Origin of the sequence: Pedobacter lusitanus, from assembly GCF_040026395.1 — a bacterium.
GTDB classification, from domain to species: domain Bacteria; phylum Bacteroidota; class Bacteroidia; order Sphingobacteriales; family Sphingobacteriaceae; genus Pedobacter; species Pedobacter lusitanus.
Genome location: NZ_CP157278.1, coordinates 1635798 through 1659802, shown reverse-complemented (window position 1 = coordinate 1659802; position 24005 = coordinate 1635798). Strand labels below are relative to the sequence as shown.

The 24005-nt window shown below is 39.2% G+C and carries 21 protein-coding genes; 15 read left to right on the top strand and 6 right to left on the bottom strand.

Annotated features, from left to right (window positions below):
* Positions 1-3: 3 nt before the first annotated feature.
* Together PL_RS07035 and PL_RS07030 are read left to right on the top strand one after the other, a co-directional pair.
* The gene (locus tag PL_RS07035; protein ID WP_041883430.1) at positions 4-228 is read left to right on the top strand and encodes a DUF7336 domain-containing protein; all 225 of its coding nucleotides are present in this window, start codon (positions 4-6) and stop codon (positions 226-228) included.
* 184 nt (positions 229-412) lie between these two features.
* Positions 413-904, top strand: coding sequence for a hypothetical protein (locus PL_RS07030; protein ID WP_041883431.1), 492 nt, complete (start codon positions 413-415; stop codon positions 902-904).
* Between the two features lie 88 nt (positions 905-992).
* On the opposite strand, the gene PL_RS07025 is transcribed toward PL_RS07030, so the two are convergent.
* Together PL_RS07025 and PL_RS07020 are read right to left on the bottom strand one after the other, a co-directional pair.
* The gene (locus PL_RS07025; protein ID WP_041883432.1) at positions 993-2225 is read right to left on the bottom strand and encodes an MFS transporter; all 1233 of its coding nucleotides are present in this window, start codon (positions 2223-2225) and stop codon (positions 993-995) included.
* 80 nt (positions 2226-2305) lie between these two features.
* A complete protein-coding gene (locus PL_RS07020; RefSeq protein ID WP_052496408.1) occupies positions 2306-3469 on the bottom strand; it encodes a metallophosphoesterase in 1164 nt (387 codons plus the stop codon).
* A 251-nt stretch (positions 3470-3720) separates the two neighbouring features.
* Between PL_RS07020 and PL_RS07015 the strand changes: the two genes are divergently transcribed.
* From PL_RS07015 to PL_RS07005, 3 genes are all read left to right on the top strand, one after another.
* Positions 3721-4152, top strand: coding sequence for a hypothetical protein (locus PL_RS07015; RefSeq protein WP_052496411.1), 432 nt, complete (start codon positions 3721-3723; stop codon positions 4150-4152).
* Between the two features lie 61 nt (positions 4153-4213).
* The gene (locus PL_RS07010; protein ID WP_041883433.1) at positions 4214-5440 is read left to right on the top strand and encodes an exonuclease SbcCD subunit D C-terminal domain-containing protein; all 1227 of its coding nucleotides are present in this window, start codon (positions 4214-4216) and stop codon (positions 5438-5440) included.
* Positions 5437-9108, top strand: coding sequence for an AAA family ATPase (locus PL_RS07005; RefSeq protein ID WP_041883434.1), 3672 nt, complete (start codon positions 5437-5439; stop codon positions 9106-9108). Before PL_RS07010 ends, PL_RS07005 begins: the two co-directional genes overlap by 4 nt.
* Here PL_RS07005 and PL_RS07000 read toward each other — a convergent pair.
* Together PL_RS07000 and PL_RS06995 are read right to left on the bottom strand one after the other, a co-directional pair.
* On the bottom strand, positions 9105-9794 hold the full coding sequence (locus PL_RS07000; RefSeq protein WP_041883435.1) for a phosphatase PAP2 family protein: 690 nt from the start codon (positions 9792-9794) through the stop codon (positions 9105-9107). The genes PL_RS07005 and PL_RS07000 overlap by 4 nt on opposite strands.
* 131 nt (positions 9795-9925) lie before the next feature.
* Positions 9926-10708 (bottom strand): murein L,D-transpeptidase catalytic domain family protein, encoded by a 783-nt coding sequence (locus PL_RS06995; RefSeq protein WP_041883436.1) that lies wholly within the window; start codon positions 10706-10708, stop codon positions 9926-9928.
* 246 nt (positions 10709-10954) lie between these two features.
* On the opposite strand from PL_RS06995, the gene PL_RS06990 reads away from it, so the two are divergent.
* The 4 genes from PL_RS06990 (at position 10955) to PL_RS06975 (ending at position 14693) form a co-directional block, all read left to right on the top strand.
* Positions 10955-11617: an START domain-containing protein gene (locus tag PL_RS06990; RefSeq protein ID WP_041883437.1), complete on the top strand. Its 663-nt coding sequence runs from the start codon at positions 10955-10957 to the stop codon at positions 11615-11617.
* Between the two features lie 208 nt (positions 11618-11825).
* Positions 11826-13013 carry an ankyrin repeat domain-containing protein gene (locus tag PL_RS06985; RefSeq protein ID WP_041883438.1) on the top strand — a complete coding sequence of 396 codons (1188 nt, stop codon included), beginning with the start codon at positions 11826-11828 and terminating at the stop codon, positions 13011-13013.
* An 11-nt stretch (positions 13014-13024) separates the two neighbouring features.
* Positions 13025-14362 carry an ankyrin repeat domain-containing protein gene (locus PL_RS06980; protein WP_041883439.1) on the top strand — a complete coding sequence of 446 codons (1338 nt, stop codon included), beginning with the start codon at positions 13025-13027 and terminating at the stop codon, positions 14360-14362.
* A gap of 79 nt (positions 14363-14441) precedes the next feature.
* Positions 14442-14693: a hypothetical protein gene (locus PL_RS06975; RefSeq protein ID WP_041883440.1), complete on the top strand. Its 252-nt coding sequence runs from the start codon at positions 14442-14444 to the stop codon at positions 14691-14693.
* A gap of 4 nt (positions 14694-14697) precedes the next feature.
* Here PL_RS06975 and PL_RS06970 read toward each other — a convergent pair whose 3' ends face one another.
* Positions 14698-15078: a winged helix-turn-helix transcriptional regulator gene (locus tag PL_RS06970; protein ID WP_041883441.1), complete on the bottom strand. Its 381-nt coding sequence runs from the start codon at positions 15076-15078 to the stop codon at positions 14698-14700.
* 97 nt (positions 15079-15175) lie between these two features.
* On the opposite strand from PL_RS06970, the gene PL_RS06965 reads away from it, so the two are divergent.
* The 4 genes from PL_RS06965 to PL_RS06950 all read left to right on the top strand — a co-directional run bounded on the left by PL_RS06965 (position 15176) and on the right by PL_RS06950 (position 19107).
* Positions 15176-16435, top strand: a complete 1260-nt coding sequence (locus tag PL_RS06965; RefSeq protein WP_041883443.1) for a serine hydrolase domain-containing protein — start codon at positions 15176-15178, stop codon at positions 16433-16435.
* 10 nt (positions 16436-16445) lie between these two features.
* Positions 16446-17612: an MFS transporter gene (locus tag PL_RS06960; RefSeq protein ID WP_041883457.1), complete on the top strand. Its 1167-nt coding sequence runs from the start codon at positions 16446-16448 to the stop codon at positions 17610-17612.
* Between the two features lie 92 nt (positions 17613-17704).
* A complete protein-coding gene (locus PL_RS06955; protein ID WP_200890760.1) occupies positions 17705-18307 on the top strand; it encodes a DUF1349 domain-containing protein in 603 nt (200 codons plus the stop codon).
* A gap of 131 nt (positions 18308-18438) precedes the next feature.
* Positions 18439-19107, top strand: a complete 669-nt coding sequence (locus PL_RS06950) for a hypothetical protein (protein WP_041883445.1) — start codon at positions 18439-18441, stop codon at positions 19105-19107.
* On the opposite strand, the gene PL_RS06945 is transcribed toward PL_RS06950, so the two are convergent.
* Positions 19064-20743 (bottom strand): MutS-related protein, encoded by a 1680-nt coding sequence (locus tag PL_RS06945; RefSeq protein WP_052496410.1) that lies wholly within the window; start codon positions 20741-20743, stop codon positions 19064-19066. The two genes, PL_RS06950 and PL_RS06945, sit on opposite strands and share 44 nt — an antisense overlap.
* Positions 20744-21118: 375 nt before the next feature.
* On the opposite strand from PL_RS06945, the gene PL_RS06940 reads away from it, so the two are divergent.
* Positions 21119-23215: a HEPN domain-containing protein gene (locus PL_RS06940; RefSeq protein ID WP_041883446.1), complete on the top strand. Its 2097-nt coding sequence runs from the start codon at positions 21119-21121 to the stop codon at positions 23213-23215.
* On the top strand, positions 23205-23996 hold the full coding sequence (gene cobA / locus PL_RS06935) for a uroporphyrinogen-III C-methyltransferase (RefSeq protein WP_041883447.1): 792 nt from the start codon (positions 23205-23207) through the stop codon (positions 23994-23996). The genes PL_RS06940 and cobA overlap by 11 nt, the downstream gene beginning before the upstream one ends.
* Positions 23997-24005: the final 9 nt, after the last annotated feature.

The window sequence follows — 24005 nt, the reverse complement described above, 5'->3', positions numbered from 1 at the left end:
AATATGGAATTTGTTTATTTACTATGGCATACACATTCAGATGGTGCTCTTTTGTATAATGAAGATGGTAAACTAATAGGTGTTTATAATTCGAAAGAAAATGCAGAAGAGGCACAATCCCGTGCTGAGCAGTTAAATGGATTTAAAGATCATCGGGAAGGTTTTGAGATCTCCCGCAATGAAGTTGATAAGGATGAATGGACTTCAGGTTTCGTTAGTTTTACCTGATAGTTGAATTGAATATTCATCAAATGAAAAGGTTGCATCAGATAGGTCTGATGCAACCTTTTTTGTTTAAGGGGAAATAGATTAGGGAACTGCCAAAAAATACTTTTCGCAACATGGTTGCAATAATGAATTGTTAACTGTATTTTTGGCCAATATCATATCCTTCATTCATACAATCTTAACTATGAAATTCATTAAAACATTTATGGCTGTGGCCATCACAGGAACAGTACTGTTCTCTGCATGTACTGAAAAAACTTCAACCCTGGAAAAGGAACTATCCGGCGAACATACCAAGCTGGAAGCTGAGCATAAAACACTCGAAGAGGCTCACGAGAAAATGGAAGCTGCACATGCTATGTTTTCTAAAGCCCATGAGGCGCTGAAAGAGGGGACAAACAGTAAGCATCATGCGATAGAATTGGATCATATAAAGTTATTAGCTGCACATAAGGCATTAATTGACAAACATGCTGCAATTATAAAAGCTCATGATGAACTGGAAAAAAAACATGCTGATGGAAAAAGTACTGAAGAGGAAATTAAAGCAGATCATCAGCAAATGCAACAGGAAGATGAGCAGCTGATGGCAGAACACAAAAAAATGGAAGCTGAGCATAAACTGATCACTGAACAGGACGAGAAAATAAAGAAAGAAGATAAAATGGGTTTGTAACCGAATGGTCTTTCAGCCAGGTGTTTATCTGGTAAAAAGGGTTGCGTCAATTATAATTGATGCAACCCTTTTTTTGAATATAGCAGTGCTAAAACTCTTCCTGGTAATCCAGGTCTTTATGAAAAGTTTCTTCTGATTTACTTAAGGCATATAAAGCTAAAACCATACTGATTGCACCAACGGTCATCCCTGAATAAATTATAGAACCGTTGAAAACAGATTTGAAAAACTGAAACAGGAGTGTGATGGGAATCAGTGCAGCACGAATAAAATTTGAGATGGTAATCGTAACAGTAGCTCTGATATTAGTACCGAATTGCTCTGATGCTATCGTAATAAAGAGTACAGAATAACCGGTAGCGACTCCGATAGCTCCGCATAACAGATAGAACTGTGACAGGTTAAGTCCATAAGTGGTAAAATAAACTACTGTACCTACGGCATTGGCCAGTAAGAAAATGTAGACCACTTTAATTCTGCTTTTTAACCATTGACTCATCAGGCCGCTCATAATATCGCCAATTACTACGCCACCATAACACCAGGCTACTGCGGCACCAGCACTAACTTCACCCTGAACATGCAGTACCTTGCCAAATTCTGGGGAGAATGTGATTAATATACCAACGACAAACCATAGTGGAATACCAATCAGTATGCATCTGAGATACTTCAGAAATTGGGTTTTGTTTCTGAAAATCGCCAGAAAATCACCCCGGTTACTGGCAGTTTTTGATTCGTGGAACAAACCGGATTCTACAATACCAAAACGTAAAAGGAGCAGGAACAGGCCCAGTCCGCCACCAATGAAATAAGAGGTTCTCCAGTCAAAAGACTGGGCTACAAAATAGGCGACAACTGCACCACTGACGCCTACTGCTGCTACGATGGTAATGGCATAACCTCTTTTTTCTTTAGGCATTAACTCAGCAACGAGGACGATTCCTGCGCCAAACTCTCCTGCAAGTCCAATGCCTGCTATAAATCGCCAGATGGCATAAGCTTCAACTGAATGGACGAGTCCGTTGGCAACGTTAGCTATGGAATACATCAGGATGGAACCAAATAAGATAGAGATCCGGCCTTTTTTATCTCCCATTACACCCCATAAGATTCCGCCGATCAGCATGCCAATCATTTGTGTGTTTAACAGCAATATTCCCGTGTCTGTTAACTGGGCACCTGAAAGACCTATGGATTTTAAACTGGATATACGGATAATGCTGAAAAGTAACAGATCATAAAGATCCACGAAATTGCCCAATGCGGCAACAATGACGGTCACGATCAGTGCCGTTTGAGTAGGTTTTTTGTTATTCATAGAAGATAAGTAGAGTAGATATATGTCTGATTAGAACGGATTTTTGATGAAAATCTTGCGCTAACCAGACCTATAAAAACCTATAATTTCGTCGTACTGACAGTGTTTTTGCCTGTAATACTCAGTTTATAGGCGATGTCACCTGGTTTAATAAGTATTCCCTGACGAATACCATCATGTGTATCCACGTCAGTACAATATACTTTTCCATTATAAAATGAGCCAACCTCCGGGTGTGTTGTATGGCCAAATATCATGTGATCTACTGCAAAATGCTTACTGATGAAATCAACATCTTTCTGAGAAAGCAATGGATCTTTGAAATAACCTCTAAACCATATCAGAGACTGGTCTCCGGTTAAAAAGTCTTTTGAGCTTGTAGTCGCTTTAGGAGAATCATAATTTGCTTTTGAAATGGTATTGAAATTTTCAATGGTGGAATTAGGATATTCATCAACCAATTCTCTGGAAACCCCTGCATGAACAAATAAGATATTGTTTCCAATCTCTATTATATTTTTGGTTCTCAGCCATGCACCCAGAACTGTGTTTTTTGCATACAAATCAAGTGGTTTCTTCAAGCCTAATGTCTGGACTGTTTTAAAATATTTGCTGTTAACATAATTAGACTGACTTCCTGAAATATTCATGACGTCATGATTTCCAAGTAGAAAATGCAGATTTCCACCTTCAGCTTCTAACTTGTAGAATAGCCAGAGACATTCCGGAACCTGTTTACCTCTGTCAAATGTATCTCCGCCAATGATAAGTTGACCATTGCCAAAGGTCCATTCATATTTGTCATTAATTACACCTGCGCCAATCAGCAGGTCTCTTAATACGCTGAATTCTCCTTCTATATCAGAGATGACAAAAATCTTGTCATCTGTTTTCCATCTTGAAGGGGTTTGTTTCAGCTCTTTACTGATTTTTACATTAAAATTCCAGGATGGAGTGTCGTTGAATCCTACAGTAAATTCAACATCTTTCGGAGAATCTATAGACTGACTGCTGATTGTTAAACCTGATTTTTTGTCCAGAATGTATTTGACTTGTGTTTTTCCGTTTTCCTGAAAGACATAAGGACCGTCAAATACTTTGTCAGTTGCAGTGATTACTGCCTGAGTACTGTTTGCGAATGATTTTGTTTCGTTTGATAATGAAGTGTCCTGAACTTTTTCCTTCTTACAGGATAAAATCAGACAGGCTAATGTAATTACGCTTAAAATGTTTGTGATTTTCATGGTAAATTGTTTTTTTTGGTAAAATGTGAGCTGAAGTTACCCCTTTTTGGTATACCTGAAAAATTCATATTGTTCATTTTTTTACTGATTTTTAGGACATCTGCTGATGAATTTTCTGAGCATTAGTAGTTTAAGGAATATTGTGAATAATTTTTAGCTTTAATTATCATGTTTGATTGATTCTGAAGGGATTGAACACGTTTGTTTCGATTCTGGAACAGTTGTTGATTACCGAAATTAAAACATCATCTATGGAAAATACAAATTCTGCTACGCCTCAAAAAAAATCCAGAGGAAAATTCTGGACTATACTGATACTTTTAGTGATCGTGTTTTTGGCCGGTTTTGGTTATTACAGGTACTTTTTTGTTTTTGGCGAAGGTGTGAAAGCCGGTCAGCTGAATTATTTTGTGAAAAAAGGCTATATGTTTAAGACCAATGAAGGCCGTTTAATACAGACCGGTATACGTTCTCAGGCTCCTGGAAATATTGCTTCCAATGAATTTATGTTTTCGGTAACAGATCCAAAAGTTGCTGAAGAGCTGAACAAAAATGCGGGCTCTAATATCGAAGTACATTACAAAGAATATATCAGTCCACTTCCATGGAGAGGAGTAAGCGTATTTGTTGTAGATAGCTTGATCTCTGCTAAACCGGGAAACGGAATAAATTTGGAAAACTAATTAACCGTTGCCTGCTGAATTAAACAATTATCCCTGCAATTGTTTAATTTAGCAGGCAACGATGAGAATTCTTCATACCGCCGACTGGCACCTTGGAAAAAGACTGGAACAGAGTGAGCGTACAGATGAGCATCAGGCTTTTCTGAACTGGCTGATATTGACCCTGCAAACCGAAAAAATAGATGTTTTAATTGTTGCAGGAGATATCTTTGATACAGGAAGTCCTTCTAATGCTGCTTTTGAACAGTATTATGGGTTTTTAAGACAGGTGAAAGATACCCCCTGCCGGGAGGTAATCATTATCGGAGGGAACCATGATTCTATCAGTACATTAAATGCGCCTTCTGCTTTACTGAAGTATTTTAATGTACATATCATTGGTGGTGTTCCCGAAGAATTTACAGATCAGATTATTGAAATCAAAAATCCTTCCGGCGAGCTGGAACTGGTTGTTTGTGCCGTTCCGTTTCTGCGTGACCGGGACATCAGACTTTCTGTTTCGGGCGAAACTGCCGAAGAAAGGGAAAACAGAATCAAACAGGGGATTTGTGATCATTATCATCGTTTTAAAGAATATATAACAGATTATAAGACTAAACATATTCCTGTAATTGCTACAGGACATCTTTTTGCTGCGGGCTCAAGTACTTCGGACAGTGAAAAGGAGATTCATGTGGGGAATCTCGGACAGGTTGGGGGAGATCAGTTCCCGCAGGAGTTCGATTATGTAGCTCTTGGCCATATCCATCGTCCGCAGGTCATTAATCAAATGAACCATATCCGCTACTCCGGATCACCTATTCCATTGAGTTTTTCTGAAACAGATGACAGGAAACAGGTGATTGTTCTTGAATTTACTGCCGGTAAAATGGTTAGTCTGGAAGAAATTGAAGTACCTGCTTATCGCAAACTGATCAGAATCAAGGGGGATTTTGAAAAGGTAAAAACCAAACTGGTTTTACTGGAAAATCCCGGGACAATGTATCCTGCATGGGTAGAGGTTCAGGTAGAAACTGAAACCTTTATTTTTGACCTGGACGAACAACTGAATACGCTGATAGTTAATAAACCTTTTATAGACAGAATTTTTCCGAGACAACTCAGAACAAGAGCTGCACGAAACCTGGATGAACAGACCGGTGAAGCAATGGCTTTAACAGATCTTGATCCTAAAACCGTGTTTTTAAAGCGCTGTGCAGCAGAGTTCCCGGACAAGGATCATGCTGAACTGCTGCTCACTTTTAATGAGGTACTGGAATATATGGCACAAAAGGAGGATAAGCCATGAAGATTATCAGTGTCAGATTTTTAAATCTTAATTCGCTGAAAGGTCAGCACGAGATTCGTTTTGACCGGCCTCCGTTTACTGAAAGTGGAATATTTGCCATTACAGGGCCTACCGGAGCAGGAAAAACTACTATACTGGATGCGATCACAGTTGCTTTATACGGACGGGTACACCGCCATACTAAAGATGTGTTTGAGATTATGACCCGCCATACGGGTGAATCTTTTGCAGAAGTTGAATTTGAAGTTAAGGATAAATTATACAGGGCCAAATGGTCTATCAGACGCAGCCGGGGTAAGGCAGAGGGACAGCTGCAAACACAAAAGATGGAGCTGGCGGAAGCCATCAGCGGTACGATTATCATTGAACATCCTTTACAGGACGTAAGAGATGAAATTGTCAATTTATGTGGTCTGGATTATAATCAGTTTTTACGTTCCGTGATTTTATCGCAGGGCGATTTTACCCGTTTTCTGAAAGCGGATGAAAATGAAAGAAGTGAACTGCTGGAAAGAATAACTGATACGGGTATTTATTCGCAGATTTCTATTGATGCCTATGAAAAAGCTAAGGAGGAACGGACTAAACTCGATCAGCTGCGCAATCAGCTGGATCATGTAGTCTTACTGGCCGCAGAAGAAAGAACAGCTTTTCAGCAGGAACTAACCGAACTTTCAGTCCGGGAAAAGGAGCTGAAAGAACAGGAGGCTTTATGGAGAACTAAAATTGACTGGCTCAATCATCTGGGAAAGCTGGAAAACAGAAAATCAGAGTTACAACAGAATTTAGCCGCGGATGAGCTTTTTTATGCCTCACACGAGTCACGCTTTTTGAAATTGCAGAAACATCTGTCGGCTTTGGTTCATCGCCCTGCACTGGCAGAATTAAGTACGATAGAAAACCAGCAGGTTAAAATTGAAACTGATCTGAAACAGGCAGAGTCAGAACATCCTGATCTGGTTAAAGAGGAAGTGGTCATGAAAACTGCACTGACTGAAGCTAAACAGAAAACTGAACAGACGGAGCAAACTTTAACTGAATCAGAACCTGTTTTTGAAACAGTTATTAAGAAAGATATACAGATTGAACAGGTCAGAACTGAGCTGGAAAAGACGACCCGGTCTTTTGAAAATACGAACCTGACACTGCAAACTATAACTGCTGCCCGTAAGGAAATGACCGGACAGTTAAATGCCTTACAGCAAAGAATTGATGTTTTATCCATCTGGCTGAAAACACATGTTAAAGATAATGAGCTCGATAAGCAGGTTATTGTATTCAGTCAACTGCTTACACAGCTTAAAAATCTGGAACAAAAGTCTGGCGATAAGCAGAAAAATCTGCTGGATTATTCTGCCCAGATAGAGAAAGCAAAACTGAATTCAACTGAGCTCCAAAAGAATATTCGTTTAGCCGGACAAAAACTACAGGATTATACGACAAACAGTGTACAACTGAATCAGCATCTGCAATCTGCTATGGCCGGAAAATCTCTGGAAGAGCTGGAAGCTGGCTTAAGAGATTTTCCGGTATTAATCCAAACCTCTGAGCAACAGTTGCGGCTTTCTGGTCAATATCATAAATTACTGAATGAGCAGACCGTACTAACGGAAGCTTTAGCTCAGTTTCGCAGTCAAACTGCTGATTCAGAAAAATCGCTGGCTGTGCTTAAGCTGGAAAATGAAGAAGGGGCAACTCATCTTGATTATCTGCAGCAGATTTATGAACTGGAAGTGAAGGTGCAGAAATACGATGCAGACCGTTTACAATTGGAACCTGAACAGCCTTGTCCGCTCTGCGGTTCGGTACACCATCCATTTGTAGAAGGGAAATATACCAGTAAACTAACAGAATCGGCGGAAAGACGCAATCAGCAACTCGAGAAGATGAATTTGCTGAAAGCTCAATATAATCAGCAGCTGATTGAATTAAATACGCTGAATTACCAGGTACAGACCAGTGAAAAATCTTTACTGGTTTTACAGGAATCGCTGTCGCAGAGTCTTCTGGAGTTTAATGCAAATAATGAGAAATTACCGAAACCTTTAGATCTGAATAAACCCGGAATTATAGAGGCCGTAATCAACAGGAAGAAAGCAGAGCAACAGGCGTTACAGGTTCAGTTAAAAGCAGTAAAAGATATTCAGATACAGGTTAATGCCCTGGAAATTAGTGTTAATCAGCAGAAGGAGCTTTTAGCGCAGGAGCAGCATAAACTGGAACAAACTGATTTAACGATCGGTTTTGCTGAAAACCAAAAGACTGTTGTGATACAGGAACTGGCAGCAGGGGATGAAGAAATTAAAACAATAGCGGCTAAAGCTGCCTTATTAACTGAACCATTCGGGATACTTTTTGAAGCTGAAAAAGCGGAAGAGATTATCCTGGTGATGAAAGAGAGATATACCAGGTATCAGGCCTCTGAAAAAGAACTGAACCATTTGCAGCCTGATCTTCGTCAGAAGGAGACAGAACTTAAAAATAGTCTTGCAGTACTCCAGGACAAGAAAGATGTCATAGAGCAGCTTAAAGGTCAGCTGGAAGGAGAACAAAAGGTCTTACAGCAAATGCAGGAAGACCGTATGGAAATTTTTGGACTGAAAGATCCTGTAGAGGAAAGAACTCAGCTGATGAACGCACTGAGAAAATACAGGGCTGAGTCAGAAAATTTTCAGCGTTTATTACAGGAAAAGCAAGAACGGGTGCGTATCGTGGAAGACAGGAAGGCCAATCTTCATGTTTCCTATTTAGCTGCCAAAGAGTTGTTTAATAAGCAGTTAGATAAACTAATGGGTAAGCTGGCTGACCAGGGGCTTAAGGATCTGGCAGAACTCAAAGAATTGTATCTCGAAGACCAGGAAGCTACAGCTGCTGAAGAACTGCAGAAAGAGGCGGCACAACGTATAGCCTCTGGTAAAAGTCTTTTACTGGCCGCAGCAAAGGAACTGGAAGCAGAACAGCAAAAAGCACTGACAACAGAAACCAGCGAAATGATTACACCACAGTTAGAAGCATGTGGTCAGCAGTTAAGATCTTTACTGGAAAGTATGGTGAAACTGCGTCATCATCTGGATGAAGATGATCAGCTGAAATTAAAACATAGTGAAGTAGCTCTGCAAATTGAGCATCAGCAGAAACAGGCTGATCGTTTCCAGAAACTCTCTGCTTTGATTGGTTCTGCTGACGGTAAAAAGTTCAGCCGCTTTGCACAGGGACTTACACTGGCCAGGTTAACAGAGCTGGCCAATCGTCATTTGCTAAGGCTGACTGACCGGTACAGCATCCTGAAGAGCCCGGAAAAAGATCTTGACTTACAGATTGTGGATGGTTATCAGGCTGATGTAGTCAGACCGATGTCTACGCTTTCCGGTGGAGAGAGTTTCCTGGTTAGTCTTTCACTGGCTTTAGGTTTATCAGATCTGGCAAGTCGTAAAGTACAGATCAATTCATTGTTCATCGATGAAGGATTTGGTACACTGGATGCAGAAACGCTGGATGTAGCCATAACAGCTCTGGAAAATTTACAGGCTAATGGAAAAAGTATAGGCATTATTTCGCACGTTGAAGCTCTTAAGGAACGGATCGGTACGCAGATTCAACTGAGCAGACAACCCGGAGGATCAAGTAAAATAGCTTTATTCAGCTACGGGGAACTGGTAGAGGTTTAATTAGTGGTTTGTATATAATCGGGCTCTGCCTGAATAGGTACCGGTTGTTTTTTTCGGTATAGTCTGTCTAATTTTAAAGGTCTGTCCTGCTCAATCAGATAAAAACTGAAGAAACCAAAAATAGACCCGGTAATTGCGCCTGCCACTACATCCTGCAAAAAGTGCTGGGCAAGATATATCCTGGAATAGCCTACCAGCACTGCTGAAATCAAACAGAGCAAGCTGATTTTCCAGTTTCTCAGAAAAAGAACAAGTACTGTCGCCATAGCAAAGGCTGATGTGGTATGACCGGAAGGGAAAGAACCTGAATGTGCATTAGTAATCCCATGAACAAAATGGGTATAATGAAAGGATATCTGTTCGAAATAAAGACTTGGTCTTGGTTTGGTGAACATTCTTTTTAATAGCTGCGCAAAAATTCCGGAACTCAGATAGGCTATCAGTAAAGTCAGAGCCGCTTTTTTCTTCTTGTAGAAAAATAAAATAAGAACTGCTATTCCACTGATTATTCCATCTCCCATTAGGGTGTAATAAGTGAAAAAATAATCAAGCCATTGCGTATGATATAAATTAAGCTGGATAAAACTAGCTAATTTTGAAGTGTACAGACAAAAACCAATTCCCGTTATCAGCAGTAAAATCAGCAGGAAAAAAAATAATGGGCAGTATTTAATAGTTTTCAGCATTCAGGCTTTATAGGTTGCAGACCTAAAGGTATATTAATTTTCTAAAATTATACAGACAATGCGATGACAATATTAAGGCATGATGATTAAAAGATTAATTTAATCATCATGCCTTATCGCAAAATATGCTTTTATATGCGTGCAAGCAGACTGGTGTCTGCTATGGGAACTATCCAGTTTGCAGCAATACGGGTATTAAGATATTTGGAGAAGTAACTCTGATGAGTACCATTAATAAAAATCACAGTTTTTCCTTCAATAGTATTAATTACGCGGTCAGATAATTCGGCAGGTACCGCCGGACAGCCCTGGCTGCGTCCCAGTCTTCCTAATTCATTAATTGTGCCCTGGCTTACGTATGGAGCCCCGTGCACAACTATAGAGCGGCTTCTGGCATTGGAGTTATATCCTTCATCCATTCCATCCAGTCTGAGTGAACGGCCATGTTTTCCTCTGTAAACTTCACCGGTAACATAAAATCCCAGGCTGCTTTCATTGGAATCCCGGGCATCCGAAAAACGGGTGGCCAGATCATCACCGCTGCGCTGCCCATGAGCAACCCAGGTATTCATCAGAAGAGAATCTATGGATAAATCTATAATCCAAAGACGCTTTTTGGTGCTGTTCTGATCAAAATCCGCAATGGTAAGTATAGATTTCTCACTGGAAACCTTACCAATGTTTTTAAGGTTATAAAATCCTGTTAATGCTTTTTCAAAGACCTCAGGTCTGAGGCCGCTTTGTTCAAGATGTGCTGCATGATAGATCTTACTAACGTGCAGATTATACAATGAATCCTGAGTAACAACTTTTTCCGGTAAACTCCGGTTTGAACAAGGTATCCAGCTAATTATAATGGTCAGGGCAAGTACGATAAATGTTATTCCTGCTCCGCCTAAAAGGTATTTTCTCATAGAATGGGGTTTAAGTGCTATGTTTGATACGATTAATTAGGTCTTGTTTTTCTTCAGATGATGCTTGTTTTTGTTAGGTTTTTTTGTGTTTAATTAAACAAATGTACTGAATTCTAAACGGTTAGAACAAAATTATGGTATAATTACTTGATGATGACTGAGAATAACCGGTAAAAATAGCCGGGCAAATTCGATTTATGTATTTTTGAATCCCGGTTAAATTATCAATTAATACGGTGATTTTTTATGCAAAGGTCAACTTATTCTTACGTCGTATTTTTAATATTTATTTCATCTTTTCTTAACCTTAATCAGCTGTTTGCACAGGAAAACTGGTCTTTATCTGTAAACAGGGAGGGTATACAGGTTTATACGCGTCCTATAGAAAATTCTAAAATCAAGGCGATCAAAGTAGTCGGTAATTTGCAGGCAACATCCTCGCAGTTACTTGCTGCAATTATGGATATACAAACCTGTAATGAGTGGGTTTATCACAGCCAGGAAAATGTGCTGATTAAACAGATTTCACCGCTGGAACTGATCTATTATTCCAGAGTAGATGTTCCGTGGCCGGTAGAAGACCGGGATTATGTAGTTCATATACAGGTAGAGCAGCATCCTCAAACCAAAGTGATTACGGTAAATTCTCCATGTATACCAGGTTATGTAGCGCAAAAGAAAAATATAGTCAGGATTAGTCACTCTGTTGGAAAATGGACTATTACACCAGTAGCAAATAACCAGGTCAGAGCTGAATATGTACTTGAAGTAGATCCGATGGGGAATATACCAGCCTGGTTAGTCAATCTTTTCGCTACCAAAGGCCCGCTGGAGACTTTTAGAAATCTGAAAGTTCATGTGCAAAAGGAGGTTTATAAAAAAACTCATTATAAACTGATCAGCGATTAAAGAACTGGTTCAGTTTGAGCTTTATCCGGCTTTCCGGGATGTTCATGTATTTTGCTAAAATATTTTATTTGTTCTATAAAACATTCATTCGTATTTGGAGTTATACTTGTAAATAAATAATTACAGGTATTTTTAAGTCATTAAGCTTTAAGAGGGAAAATTAATTCTTTTGGCGATGTGAAAATGACAATCTAATTAATGGAAAATAATGAGAATCGAAAACGAAATTGTAAATGCAATTCGGTCCGGAGACTTTGAAAAAGCTAAAACACTACTCAGAGCAGGCGAAAAAATATCCGGAGAAATAACTAGTCAACCCAATTTCAGTCTTCCTTTCAGTGAAGTGATCAGGGCAAAAGAATTTGAAATTCTTGATCTCTGGATTGCCGACCGGACTATTGAAACTGATGTTTATGAATATGATTCTTTCAGAAATACAATTTTTGATACGATTATCCGTGAATTTCCTTCCGATGATGAGTCAATAACTTATCTTTCTCAGTTTATCGGAAAACTGGATAATATCAATGATGAAATAGGAGATATAACCTTATTGGGTTATGCGCTCGAAAATGCTGCGGATGTTGCAATCATTAAATGTCTGATTAATGCGGGCTGTGATATAAATTACACCAATAATGCAGAGCAAACGCTGCTTTATGAGGTAGTCAATAAAAGAATGATGGCTCCTGAAAAAGCTTTGGCTTATATGGAAGTGCTGATTGGTGATGGTCTGGATGTCAATAAAGGTAATGTAGTCAGAGAAACTCCTTTAATGGTCGCTGTGAGTAATAATAAACTGAGTTATCTGGATTTGCTTTTAGAGAATGGTGCAGATCCCAATGAGCAGGATCAAAAGGGAGCGACAGCTTTTAGCCGGGCAGTGGTAGACCAGTCCAGTGTAGCTTTATATGATCAGCTGGCTGCTTATGCGTCTCCGGATTTCGATCAGGTTGACAAGGAAGGAAATACACTTTTTACAGCTTATTTAAGCCGTTTGACTAGTAATCATCAAATTGGTTTACTGCCTAAACTGCTGGATGCAGGTGCTGATATTAATCAGAAAGCACCTTATTATGAAAAGCAGAAATCCGGTCTGGACTGGCTGGCAGAAAAATCTTTTGAGACGCTGGAAATAGCAATGGGAACTGGTAAAATTGAGGTCAATGAACAGGATGATCTGGGAGAAACCTTATTGCATAAAGTATGTGCTTATAATGTTGTTCTGGATGATCGTATCGCAAAGGACATTTATAAAAAGGTGAAATTACTGATAGAGGCCGGGGCGGATGTTAACGTGATCAGCGCTAAAGACGAAACACCTTTAATGCTGGCATCCAACAACAATATCAAAATGAAAACAGTACAGTTATTAATGTCCAATTCAGCAAAATAATTAAATATAAGATGTCAATGTCATTCCTGATTGCCTGTAAAAATGGCAATAGAAAAATAGCGGAGTTATTACTCTCTGCAGATGAAACGGATGTTAAGTATACAGATGAAAAAGGCCGCACGGCTTTACATTATGCAGCACACAGAGGATACCTCGATATTGTAAAAATACTGGCAGATAAAGGGACAGATATTGATTATGAAGATCATAATGGTGAAACTCCGCTTTATTTTGCATTGCTCCAGAAACAAAAGCAAACAGCACTTTATCTGATTGAAAAAGGAGCTTCATTGAGCTTAAATGACAATCAGGGCAATAGTTTTCTGCATATTACAGCAAGAACTGCACAGATAGAAGTGCTTAAAAAGCTGATAGAACTGGGAGTAGAGGCAGATCTGGAAAATAATGATGCTGAAACTCCTTTGCTCAATGCTGCGGTTAATGGAAACCGGGAAATTGTAAAGACACTTCTGGAGCATGGTGCCGTTGTTGATAAGGCTGATAATTTTGGAAACACCGCTTTGCTGTTAGCTGTGAAGGCTAAAAACAGCCAGATGACTGAACTTTTATTAGATAACGGGGCAAACATAAATCATATCAATGATGCAGGTGAAAGTGCGTTATTAATTGCCTGTTATGAAAATAACCAGATGATTGTGAAACTGCTGGTCAAAAGAGGCGCTGATATTTTTATCTCTTCGAAAGAAGGAATGTCACCGATGTGGTATGCTGCAGCACATAATCAGAAAGAAGCGGTTAGTTCTTTTATTGAGAACGGATTGGATGTGAATTATGCCAGACCATTCAATAAAGCAGATGGGGCAATGAATTCTTATCTGGATTGGGTGGAGACAGCTGCAGACATCTCTCTGGATAGTAATTTTAGTCTGAGAAATGAAGTTTGCAGCGGAGAAAGTATATTACATGTTGCTGTTAAATCGGGCTATCTGAGTATGGTCAGACTATTGGTTGAAAAAGGTGCTGATATTAATTATCAGGATGAATCCGGGAACACGGCTTTACATTATGCGGCAGCAAATGGTAAGAAGGATATCGTTAAATTCTTACTGGAAAATAGCGCTGATGTTAACGTAATCAATGTAAAAGAACAAAAAGCAATTGACTATTCTAATATTAAGGGCTATAATGAAATCACTGAACTGATTTTGAAAAACAGTGCTCCGGGAACCGTTGTGACACCTGTAGGGCCGGCTGATACGCCTGCTCCACCTGTAAATGATATAGCTTCTAAAAAACAGGCATTGATGGATTTGAAAGAATTATTTGATGCAGGTATACTTACCCGGGAAGAATTTGATCTGGAGAAAACTAAAATTTTAAAAGGATAATATAAAAGGGCTGGTTTCGTTTGTAGAAACCAGCCCTTTTATACGAATAACTTGATTTTTTGCCGGGATCATCCCGTAAATGAGTTTAGAAATAATGGATGAATTTAGTATAAGATTTTTGCACCATACAGTAACTGTGACTTCGACGAATAACAGCCAGTATATTGTTTCTTATGATGAAACGGTAAACGGTGTTGTGGTACCCCTGGTATTAGGGGTAATCTATCCGAAAGAAGATGCTGATCTGGGCATTAAATGGATCACAGATGATGATTTATCTGATGAACTGGTACAATTGCTCGGAGAAATGATCCGGGACAGGGGGATGTGATAAGCTAGCTTTCTACTTCACAAACTGTTTTTGACAGTTCACGGTGTTTCGCACCCCAGCTGCTTAACTGTTTCCAGATCGGAATCAGTTCTTTTCCTATTTCTGTCAGCTGATATTCAACTCTCGGCGGCACTTCTGCATATACTGTACGTTTGACAATTCCATCACTTTCCAGCTCTCTGAGGTGCAGGGTAAGCATACGCTCAGTGATATTGCATATATCTCTTTTCAGCTCACTGAATCTTAATTTTCCGTGTTCCAGTTTGCACAGGATTAACAGCTTCCATCTTCCGCCAACCAGACATACAGAATAGGTCAGGTTACAGTCACTCATAATATATTTCCTATTCAGGTTATTCGTTGAATTCTCTTTGATCTTTCCCATTACTTACTTTTTTGTATGTACCATACAACAGGTGCATTACCTGCAAAACTAGTTGTTACATTTTAATTTTACCAGCTCAATTAAAAATAATAACGAAATGACTAAATCTCCAATAATCTTAACTATGATACTATCAGCATTAAATTTACAAGCGCAAACACAGGTTTTTACAGCAGGGAAATTAGAACGGATTGATAACCTTGCCGAACAGCTGACTAAAACACAGCAGGTTGCGGGCATCAGTATACTGCTTTTTAAAGATGGACAGACTGTTTACAATAAAGCATTTGGCTATGCGGATCTTGAAACAAAAAAAATGATGCAGCCTAACAGCATTTTCAGGATCGCCTCACAAACCAAGGCTATAACCAGTATTGCAGCGATGATGCTTTGGGAGGAAGGTCATTTTTTACTTGATGAGCCTGTTTCCAAATATATACCTGAATTTAAACAAACAGCTGTACTTAAAAAATTCAATGCGGCAGATAGCAGCTATACTACGCAACCTGTAAGCAGAGAAATCACTATTCGTGACTTGTTGCGTCACACTTCAGGATTGAGTTATCCAGTCTTTTCAATTGATGAAAGGATGAATGCCATTTATGCTAAAGCGGGTATTAGTACCGGTCTTGGCAGTAAGGGGACTTTAGCGGAAAGAATGAAGCTACTGGCCGGACAACCTCTGCTGCATCAACCAGGAGAGGCATTCACCTATGGATTGAATACGGATGTAGTTGGACGGCTGATAGAGATCTGGAGCGGCCGGACATTAAATGATTTTTTCCGCGACAGGATTTTTAAACCACTGGAAATGGAAGATACCTATTTCCGTTTACCTCTGGATAAAAGCAGCAGGCTGGTGGCTGTTCATCAAAAGATAAATGGTAAACTGGATAAGCAGAAGGGACTGATTTATGAAGGGAATAGCACTCAGTATCCAACAGCAGATGGTATTTATCTGTCAGGAGGTGCAGGGCTGAGTTCTACGACGGCAGATTATTTAAAATTCCTCCAAATGGTACTGGGTAATGGCGTTTATAAAGGGAAAAGACTGATCGGTCAGAAAACTATAGAACTGATGCTGAAGAATCAATTGACTAAAAATATGAAAATAAATGGGGAAGGGGAAGACTTTCAGTTTGGTTTGGGCTGGGGCCTGGTCAATGAGCGGAACGGTTATCTTCATCCTTTAAGTACAGGGGCTTTCTTTTGGGGAGGTGCATTCAATACGCATTACTGGGTGGATCCGAAAGAACAGGTTATCGGTCTCGTTTTTACACAGGAATATATGCCGGAATCTTACTGGGATCTGGGTTATCTGTTTAAAAATGCATTTTACTCTTTAATTGAAAATTAACGCTGGTATCATGATCAATAAAAAAACGGCCTATATAGGCTGCCTTGGATTAATTGGCATTATTACCACGGAATTTGGTGTTATCGGTGTATTACCTCAGCTGGCTGAATATTATCATATTACAATTGACAAAGCGGGAGTTTTACTGAGCGCCTTTGCGCTCGTGATAGCTATAACGGGTCCCTTTATGATGTTAATGGCATCAGGTTTTGACCGTAAAAAAGTAATGCTGACTGCTATTTCCATATTCTTAATCACAGGAATTGTTTCTTCTTTCGGACCACCTTTCTGGTTGCTGCTGACGGTACGTATATTACCTGCGTTCTTACAGCCTGTATATATTTCTTCGGCTATTGCTGCTGCTGTTGCCTCCGGAGATAAAAAACACGAGCATCAGCTCATGGGAATTGTATTGGGGGGAATTGCTATAGCTATGGTGACTACTGTTCCTCTGGCCACTTATTTAGCGGGTATATTTACCTGGAAAGCTTCATTTATGGTTCAGACAGCTGTGAGTGCATTAGCTGTTTTTGGCATCATGAAATCGTTGCCGCCAATGCCGGTAAAAACCAGGAAATCTTATGGCAGCCAGTTACAGATTCTTAAGCAGTCTTCTTTTTTACTGAGTACGGCAATGAACTTTTTTATGATTGCTGCATGGTTCTCTACTTACAGCTATTTTGCTGATTACCTGGGCAAGGTTAAGCATATGGACGAGAAAATGATCAGTTATATGCTTTTTCTGTTTGGGATTACCGGTATTGGGGCTAACTGGATCTCGGGCAAAATGTTGAGTAAAAGTGTTCCGTTAACTACCGCACTTTTTCTTTGCGGGACTATTATTGTACCTTTTGCTTTACAGTATTCGGGTGGAAATACCTGGTCAACGATACTGGTTATTGCGATATGGGGCTTTTTATATGCACCATGTTTTTTAAATGCTTCTGCTTATATGATTTCTGCTGCCCCGCATGCATTGGAGTTTGCCAATAGTCTGGCTACGTCTTTTGGGAATTTCGGAGTCTCTGTTGGAACTATTGTAAGTGGCTGGGTTATTGTACACCATGGAGTAGCGATGTCTCCATGGGTAGGTATGTGTTTTGGATTACTGTCTTTACTGATGATAGGAATGAGGAGCCTGATAGAAAGAAGCAGGGAGCCGGTAAGTTGCATCTGATGTGATCATCTGAATTTATACTATTTCTTACTATATTACAGTTATTAAAGTAATCTAAAACCATCCCGAAATTTAATTTACAAGAAAATAAAATGAGCGTTATACTGTGTTTGTTTGCAAGCACTGGTGTGATGGCACAAAATCAAACATCAGCTATGAAATGGTTCAATCAACCCGGCGCATGGAAAGGTAATGCTGCCAACTTAACTTTTACCGTAGATCCGGATACAGATTACTGGCAGGTTACCCATTATGGTTTTAAGCGCGATAATGGCCCTTTCTATTATCAGGAAATTGATGGGGATTTTGAAGCAAGTGTTAAGATAACCGGAAAATACGAAGAGCTTTTTCATCAGGCGGGATTAATGATCAGAATAGATGATAAGAACTGGATTAAAACAGGTATAGAGTATGTTGATGGTGTTCAGAATATAAGTGCTGTGGTAACCAGAGAAGTTTCAGACTGGTCTGTTGTACCCAGACATAACAGTCCTGAATCTGTCTGGTTAAAATTACTTCGTAAAGGGGATTATGTGGAGATCAGGTATTCTTTTGACCAGAAACAATATGATATGCTGCGTCTGGCCTATTTCCCCCCGGGAGTGAAAGTACAGATAGGTATGGTTGCGGCGGCTCCTGGTAAACAGAGCTTTCCTGTGACTTTTGAAAACTTTAAAGTTGAAGCAGTAAAATAAGCAGTCCGGCACTGTGAAATTTTAGCTTTCAGGATGATAAGCTCTGGATTCAGAGCCCTGTTTAAAATAAAGGTTTAGCATTGATAATACAGTAATATTAATCTATTTTTATATAGAATAAAATATTAATAATGAAGATATTATCAATGCTTTTCTATTTCTTTGCCCATCACGGGGCATGGGCGTTTTTTGTACTTTTGCTTGCAGGTGTGATTATCTCTTTCTGGCGGAATAGTATCTTTTATGTGGTTATGAGCTTTATCTTGGCTCTGGCTAATGTTTTTACGGGTCAGTTTGTCAATGCTGCTTTCCTGGCTCACTTTGGACAAACAGGGTCGGCAGTGATTACGCTGGAACAGGAGACAAGTGCTATGTTGAATGATTCTCCAATCTGGGATTACGATGCGGTGGTGAAGACTGCAGATGGAAAAGATGTAGTCACAGATTTTTCCACTACTACTGCTTCCATTTATCCAATTCGTAACGAAATTCTTATTCCATCCCGAGGAGAACGTTTTGTAGTGAAATACATAGCGGGTTTTGAAAAGAATATGGTAATTATGAGTGATGAATCGGCTTATGGGATTAAAAGAAAAATTGCAGAAAATCTCAGACCGGTACAGAAAGCAGAGGGACAATACAATGCAAATACCAGTAATGAGTCTTTCCGTAAAGAATATATTCAGGCAATGGAAAGCTATATAGAGAATCCTCAAAATTCAACTGATAGTCTTAATATCAGTGCCTTTAAAGCTGTTATTCAGCGCTTAACTCATCCTTCATCATTAAATCAACAGTAGCGTTGGCATCTGCAATAACGGATGCCGGATAATTATTGATCTCGAGAATTCTGATTGCATTTCTGGTTTTTAACGGACCCTTTTTTATGGTATGATCAAAAATCAATTCCTCTGCCTCAATGGTTTCAGAGAAGTGGTAATGTTCATATTCTGTTTTGAGTAATTCATTGAGCTCAGTATCATGTGTAGATACAAATACAAAATTGTTGTTTTTTGCCAGATAGGAGAGGATAGCTTTTCCGGCAGATACTCTTTCAATCGTATTTGTGCCTTTAAAGATTTCATCCAGAATAAAAAAGCAGGGTTCTTCACTTGTTGATTCTTCGATGAAGTTTTTGATGATTCTCATTTCTTCAAAATAATAACTCTTATCTTCCAGTAAGCTGTCTGCTATAGTGATGGAAGAGAATACCTTAGAGTAAGGTACACTAAACTTCTTTGCCATACAGGTGTACAGTGTTTGTCCCAGAATCATATTGACACCTGCTGATCTGATAAAGGTAGTTTTTCCGGACATATTTGAGCCGGTGAGCAATAAGTTTCTATGTTCAAGATAGAGGTCATTTGGAACACAGTTAGCAATCAGCGGATGTTTTACACCTGTAATATCCATACAGTTTTCCTGATTGAAAATGGGTTTGCAGTACTCGCCTTCCCATGAATCTCTTAAAGATGCAACTGAAATCGCTGTATCTATTGTTCCAATGAATTTAAAGAGTCGTTTAAGTTCTTCTTTTTTTGATCTGAGTGAGTCAATAATGGAATAGAAAAGTATAATCTCCACGTTAAAGGCGATTTTAAGTAACTCAAACAGCATGTAGCCTATCATAACCGTATCTGCCTCCGCCATGTTATCGAGCTTTACGCCAATCATTTTTCTTTTCAGCGGGGTCAGTTCTTTAATCAGACCTGCGGTTTCAGGAAAAGCAGCAATAAGCTGGGTATCGGCATCTAATTTTTTTGCGGTTTCAAATGCCTTAAGAAATTCACCAAGAGAAGAAGTGTGAACACTGACCTTATTTTTATTCCAGTAATGGATACCTGAGTTGATAATGAATATGCCAAAAAAGACCAGTAAAAAACCTGGGTGAAAGATGGAAATAATCAGGCAAAGCACATTTAAAAAGGAAAGAATATAGACTATAGGCATAAATTCCGGCGAGTCTATTTTCTTCGCATAAACCAGATCCTGGAAATAATAGGAGTCATTTTTTTCCAGCAATTGCAGCTTCATTTGCGTATCCAGCCTGAGCTTCTCATCTGCTGACATCATCTCTGCCAGTTTATCCAAAAAGATCAGATCTGTTTTATCCTGGTCTATGGTTCTCAACCTGGCATATAAAAATTGCTGCCCAATTCTGGATGTAGTTCTGTCAATCAGTTTAAAAACATCATTGAGGTATAAATCATCTGCTATTTTGTCTGAAATCAATTGTAATTTCTCTGAGGATTCAGTAATGGTATTTAAGAAATAATTCTCGATCAGATCAATATCAATATATCTGCTGTTTTTAGGAGTTCCCCAATCCCGCTTAAATTCTTCCCGCTGACTTTTAACAGAAAAATTCTTTTTATAAAGATAGATGAGCAGGTAAAGTGCAATTAATGCAAGAATAATGTAGGCTAGAATCAGCATTGGTTATATAAAATATGAAAAGATGCGAAATTTAGATAAAAAATAAGAAGCCTGAACACGATAGGCAGATTAAATTTTATTTTAACACTGAATTTATATAGGGCATGTATGTTTGTGCCAGTAAAATATTTGGTTAGTATTTTCTAGTTAAGGTTTAGTTGATAAAAAATACCCGGGTGGATATCCGGGTTTTTTATTTTCAGAGGAGTATCTACAAGGTGAAAATAAAAATATTAGTTTAATATGCTTTAAAACAAGGTGGTTAATGTTTTTTTGCATTTAATACTACTAATTCTATATAGAATATATATCTTTGAAATATTGACTGTAAAAACGTCTTTAAAACAAAACAATCCTTAACCAAGATTTATTGACATGCAAAGTTTTAGAACGGAGCTGGAGAACCCGGTAGTAGAAAAAGATATTATAGATCTTGAGCAAAAGATCCGTGCTTTCCGTGAAGGAAAAATACACGACGAGAAGTTTCGCAGTCTGCGACTGGCCCGTGGTGTTTATGGTCAGCGGCAGCCGGGCGTACAAATGGTACGTATCAAATTGCCATTCGGAAAAGTCACCTTTAAACAATTATTGCGTATTGCTGATGTTTCTGATGAGTACGGAAGTGGAAACCTGCATCTAACCACCAGACAGGATATTCAGATTCATTATGTGAGTCTTGATCGTACACCTGAATTATGGGCAGAACTGGAACGTGATGATATTACCTTACGCGAAGCTTGTGGTAATACGGTTAGAAATGTGACCTCATCTCCTGATGCAGGAATCAATCCTGATGAGCTTTTTGACGTTTCACCTTATGCACAGGCGGTATTTAAATATTTTTTACGGAATCCGATCTGTCAGGAGATGGGCAGGAAAATAAAGATCTCTTTCTCCGCTACGGAGAAAGATACGGCTTTCAGTTATATACATGATTTAGGATTCATTCCTAAACTGAATGAGAAAGGAGAACGCGGGTTTAAGGTGATGTTTGCAGGTGGATTGGGTGCACAGCCTTTTCTGGCTAGTGTAGTTCATGACTTTTTACCCGAAGATCAGTTGATTCCTTATACTGAGTCTGTTTTAAGGGTATTTGATCGTCATGGCGAAAGAACCAACAGAAATAAAGCCAGATTAAAATACCTGGTGCAAAAACTTGGACTGGAAGAGGTCACACGTTTAATTGCTGAGGAAGTTATTGCCAATAAATCAAAAACTTTCGAGGTGGATCTGGGTACAGTACCATTGCCGCAGTTACCAGCAGCAATTGGCGCATCAGACTTACGTCCGGCAGATGAAACTCATTATAAAAGATGGCTGGACACCAATGTATTTGCTCAAAAACAAAGTGGTTTTTATGGGGTATATATCAAGGTGCCTGTAGGTGATATCAAAACCGATAAGGCCAGGTTATTTGTAGAAGCCATACGTCCTTATGTGGCTGATGAAATCAGAATTACACAGAACCAGGGATTGTTACTGAAATTTGTCAGAGAAGAAGCACTGATCCCTTTATATACGGTATTAAATGAGCTTGATTTTGCTGTTCCCGGATTTGATAGTGTTGGTGATATTACCACATGTCCCGGAACAGATACCTGTAACCTGGGAATTGCAAACAGCATGTCTCTTGCAGCGGTACTGGAAGGTGTAATCCATGAAGAATACCCTGACCTGATTTATGATAATGATATTAAGATAAAGATAAGTGGCTGTATGAATTCATGTGGTCAGCATGGTTTAGCCCATATAGGGTTTCATGGAAGTTCGGTAAAAGCCAACGGAAAAGTTGTTCCTGCTGTACAGGTGATGATTGGTGGGGGAACAGTTGGTGATGGTGAAGGCAGAGTAGCTGAACGTGTTATTAAAGCTCCAACCAAACGTGCTCCGGCTATTTTACGGACGGTTTTAGATGATTTTAACAGTAATTCTGGTGCTGAGGAAAGTTTCCATCAGTATTATGACGCAAAAGGTAAAGATTATTTCTACCAGCTGCTTAAACCTCTGGCTGATCTTACAGCTCTGAAAGATGAAGAATTTGTAGACTGGGGACATGAGGAGACCTTTGTTACTGCAATTGGTGTAGGTGAATGTGCAGGTGTGGTTATTGACCTTGTTGCTACCTTACTGCTGGAAGGAGAAGAGAAATTATTATGGGCAACTGCAGCTTTTGAAGGCAAAGCCTGGTCTGATGCTATTTATCATGCCTATAGCGTCTTTGTGAATACAGCGAAGGCTTTATTGCTGGATAAAAATATCAATAGTAGTACGCAAACCGGAGTAATCAGAGAGTTTGATACAAATTTTGTTGAAACTGGTGAAGTGATTTTACCTTCTACCTTTAACGAACTGGTATTGCAAATTAACAAAAATGAACCTACTGAAGAGTTTGCTACAGCTTATCTGGAGCAGGCCAGACAGTTTTATACACAAATGAGAGCGAAAAGGGAGGCGCAGGTCAATGGTAATTAATTCAAAAAAAGCAATCAGAGAACCAAGAATTACGTTGGTTGGTGCAGGTCCGGGAGATCCGGAACTGATTACCATGAAAGGGGCAAATGCATTAAAAGATGCAGATGTGATCTTATATGATGCACTGGTAAATGAAAAAGTACTGGATTATGCTTCGGCTGATTCAATTAAGGTATATGTAGGAAAACGTTCGGGAGAGCATTCTTATTCACAGGAAGCTATTAATAAACTGATGGTTGATTATGCGATCAATTACGGGCATGTAGTTCGTCTGAAAGGTGGCGATCCATTTGTGTTTGGCCGTGGTTTTGAAGAATTGAATTTCGCTGCGGGTTATAATATACCTGCTCAAATGATTCCAGGACTTTCAAGCTCTATTTCAGTGCCTGGTTTACAGCAGATTCCTGTTACTCACCGTGGATTAAGTGAAAGCTTCTGGGTAGTTACCGGTTCAACGGCTTCAGGGGCTATATCGAATGATCTTTATGAAGCTGTTCGTACCAAAGCAACTGTAGTTGTGCTAATGGGGTTAAACAAACTGAAACAAATTGTTAAACTTTATCAGCAGGAAGGAAAACATAATTTACCAGTTGCAGTGATCCAGAGTGGTTCTACCGAAGAAGAAAAACTGGCTGTTGGTATTGTTGATACTATTGAAGAGGTAGTTGAAGAAAAGGGAATAGGTGCACCGGCCATTTTAGTATTTGGTGAAGTTGTTTCTCTTCATCCTTCTTTTCAGCCAATCAAAGACTTTTTTCAGGCCATTAAAGAGGAGTTATAGTTTTGGAAG

Bases quoted from the DNA above. Each gene is read 5' to 3' on its own strand.
- PL_RS07030 (WP_041883431.1), top strand. From the start codon at position 413: ATGAAATTCATTAAAACATTTATGGCTGTGGCCATCACAGGAACAGTA.
- PL_RS06960 (WP_041883457.1), top strand. From the start codon at position 16,446: ATGATCAATAAAAAAACGGCCTATATAGGCTGCCTTGGATTAATTGGC.
- PL_RS06940 (WP_041883446.1), top strand. From the start codon at position 21,119: ATGCAAAGTTTTAGAACGGAGCTGGAGAACCCGGTAGTAGAAAAAGAT.
- PL_RS07000 (WP_041883435.1), bottom strand. From the start codon at position 9,794: ATGCTGAAAACTATTAAATACTGCCCATTATTTTTTTTCCTGCTGATT.
- PL_RS07020 (WP_052496408.1), bottom strand. From the start codon at position 3,469: ATGAAAATCACAAACATTTTAAGCGTAATTACATTAGCCTGTCTGATT.
- PL_RS06980 (WP_041883439.1), top strand. From the start codon at position 13,025: ATGTCAATGTCATTCCTGATTGCCTGTAAAAATGGCAATAGAAAAATA.
- PL_RS07010 (WP_041883433.1), top strand. From the start codon at position 4,214: ATGAGAATTCTTCATACCGCCGACTGGCACCTTGGAAAAAGACTGGAA.
- PL_RS07025 (WP_041883432.1), bottom strand. From the start codon at position 2,225: ATGAATAACAAAAAACCTACTCAAACGGCACTGATCGTGACCGTCATT.
- PL_RS07035 (WP_041883430.1), top strand. From the start codon at position 4: ATGGAATTTGTTTATTTACTATGGCATACACATTCAGATGGTGCTCTT.
- PL_RS06965 (WP_041883443.1), top strand. From the start codon at position 15,176: ATGACTAAATCTCCAATAATCTTAACTATGATACTATCAGCATTAAAT.
- PL_RS06985 (WP_041883438.1), top strand. From the start codon at position 11,826: ATGAGAATCGAAAACGAAATTGTAAATGCAATTCGGTCCGGAGACTTT.
- PL_RS06970 (WP_041883441.1), bottom strand. From the start codon at position 15,078: ATGGGAAAGATCAAAGAGAATTCAACGAATAACCTGAATAGGAAATAT.
- PL_RS06950 (WP_041883445.1), top strand. From the start codon at position 18,439: ATGAAGATATTATCAATGCTTTTCTATTTCTTTGCCCATCACGGGGCA.
- PL_RS07015 (WP_052496411.1), top strand. From the start codon at position 3,721: ATGGAAAATACAAATTCTGCTACGCCTCAAAAAAAATCCAGAGGAAAA.
- PL_RS06945 (WP_052496410.1), bottom strand. From the start codon at position 20,743: ATGCTGATTCTAGCCTACATTATTCTTGCATTAATTGCACTTTACCTG.
- PL_RS06975 (WP_041883440.1), top strand. From the start codon at position 14,442: ATGAGTTTAGAAATAATGGATGAATTTAGTATAAGATTTTTGCACCAT.
- PL_RS07005 (WP_041883434.1), top strand. From the start codon at position 5,437: ATGAAGATTATCAGTGTCAGATTTTTAAATCTTAATTCGCTGAAAGGT.
- cobA (WP_041883447.1), top strand. From the start codon at position 23,205: ATGGTAATTAATTCAAAAAAAGCAATCAGAGAACCAAGAATTACGTTG.
- PL_RS06995 (WP_041883436.1), bottom strand. From the start codon at position 10,708: ATGAGAAAATACCTTTTAGGCGGAGCAGGAATAACATTTATCGTACTT.
- PL_RS06990 (WP_041883437.1), top strand. From the start codon at position 10,955: ATGCAAAGGTCAACTTATTCTTACGTCGTATTTTTAATATTTATTTCA.
- PL_RS06955 (WP_200890760.1), top strand. From the start codon at position 17,705: ATGAGCGTTATACTGTGTTTGTTTGCAAGCACTGGTGTGATGGCACAA.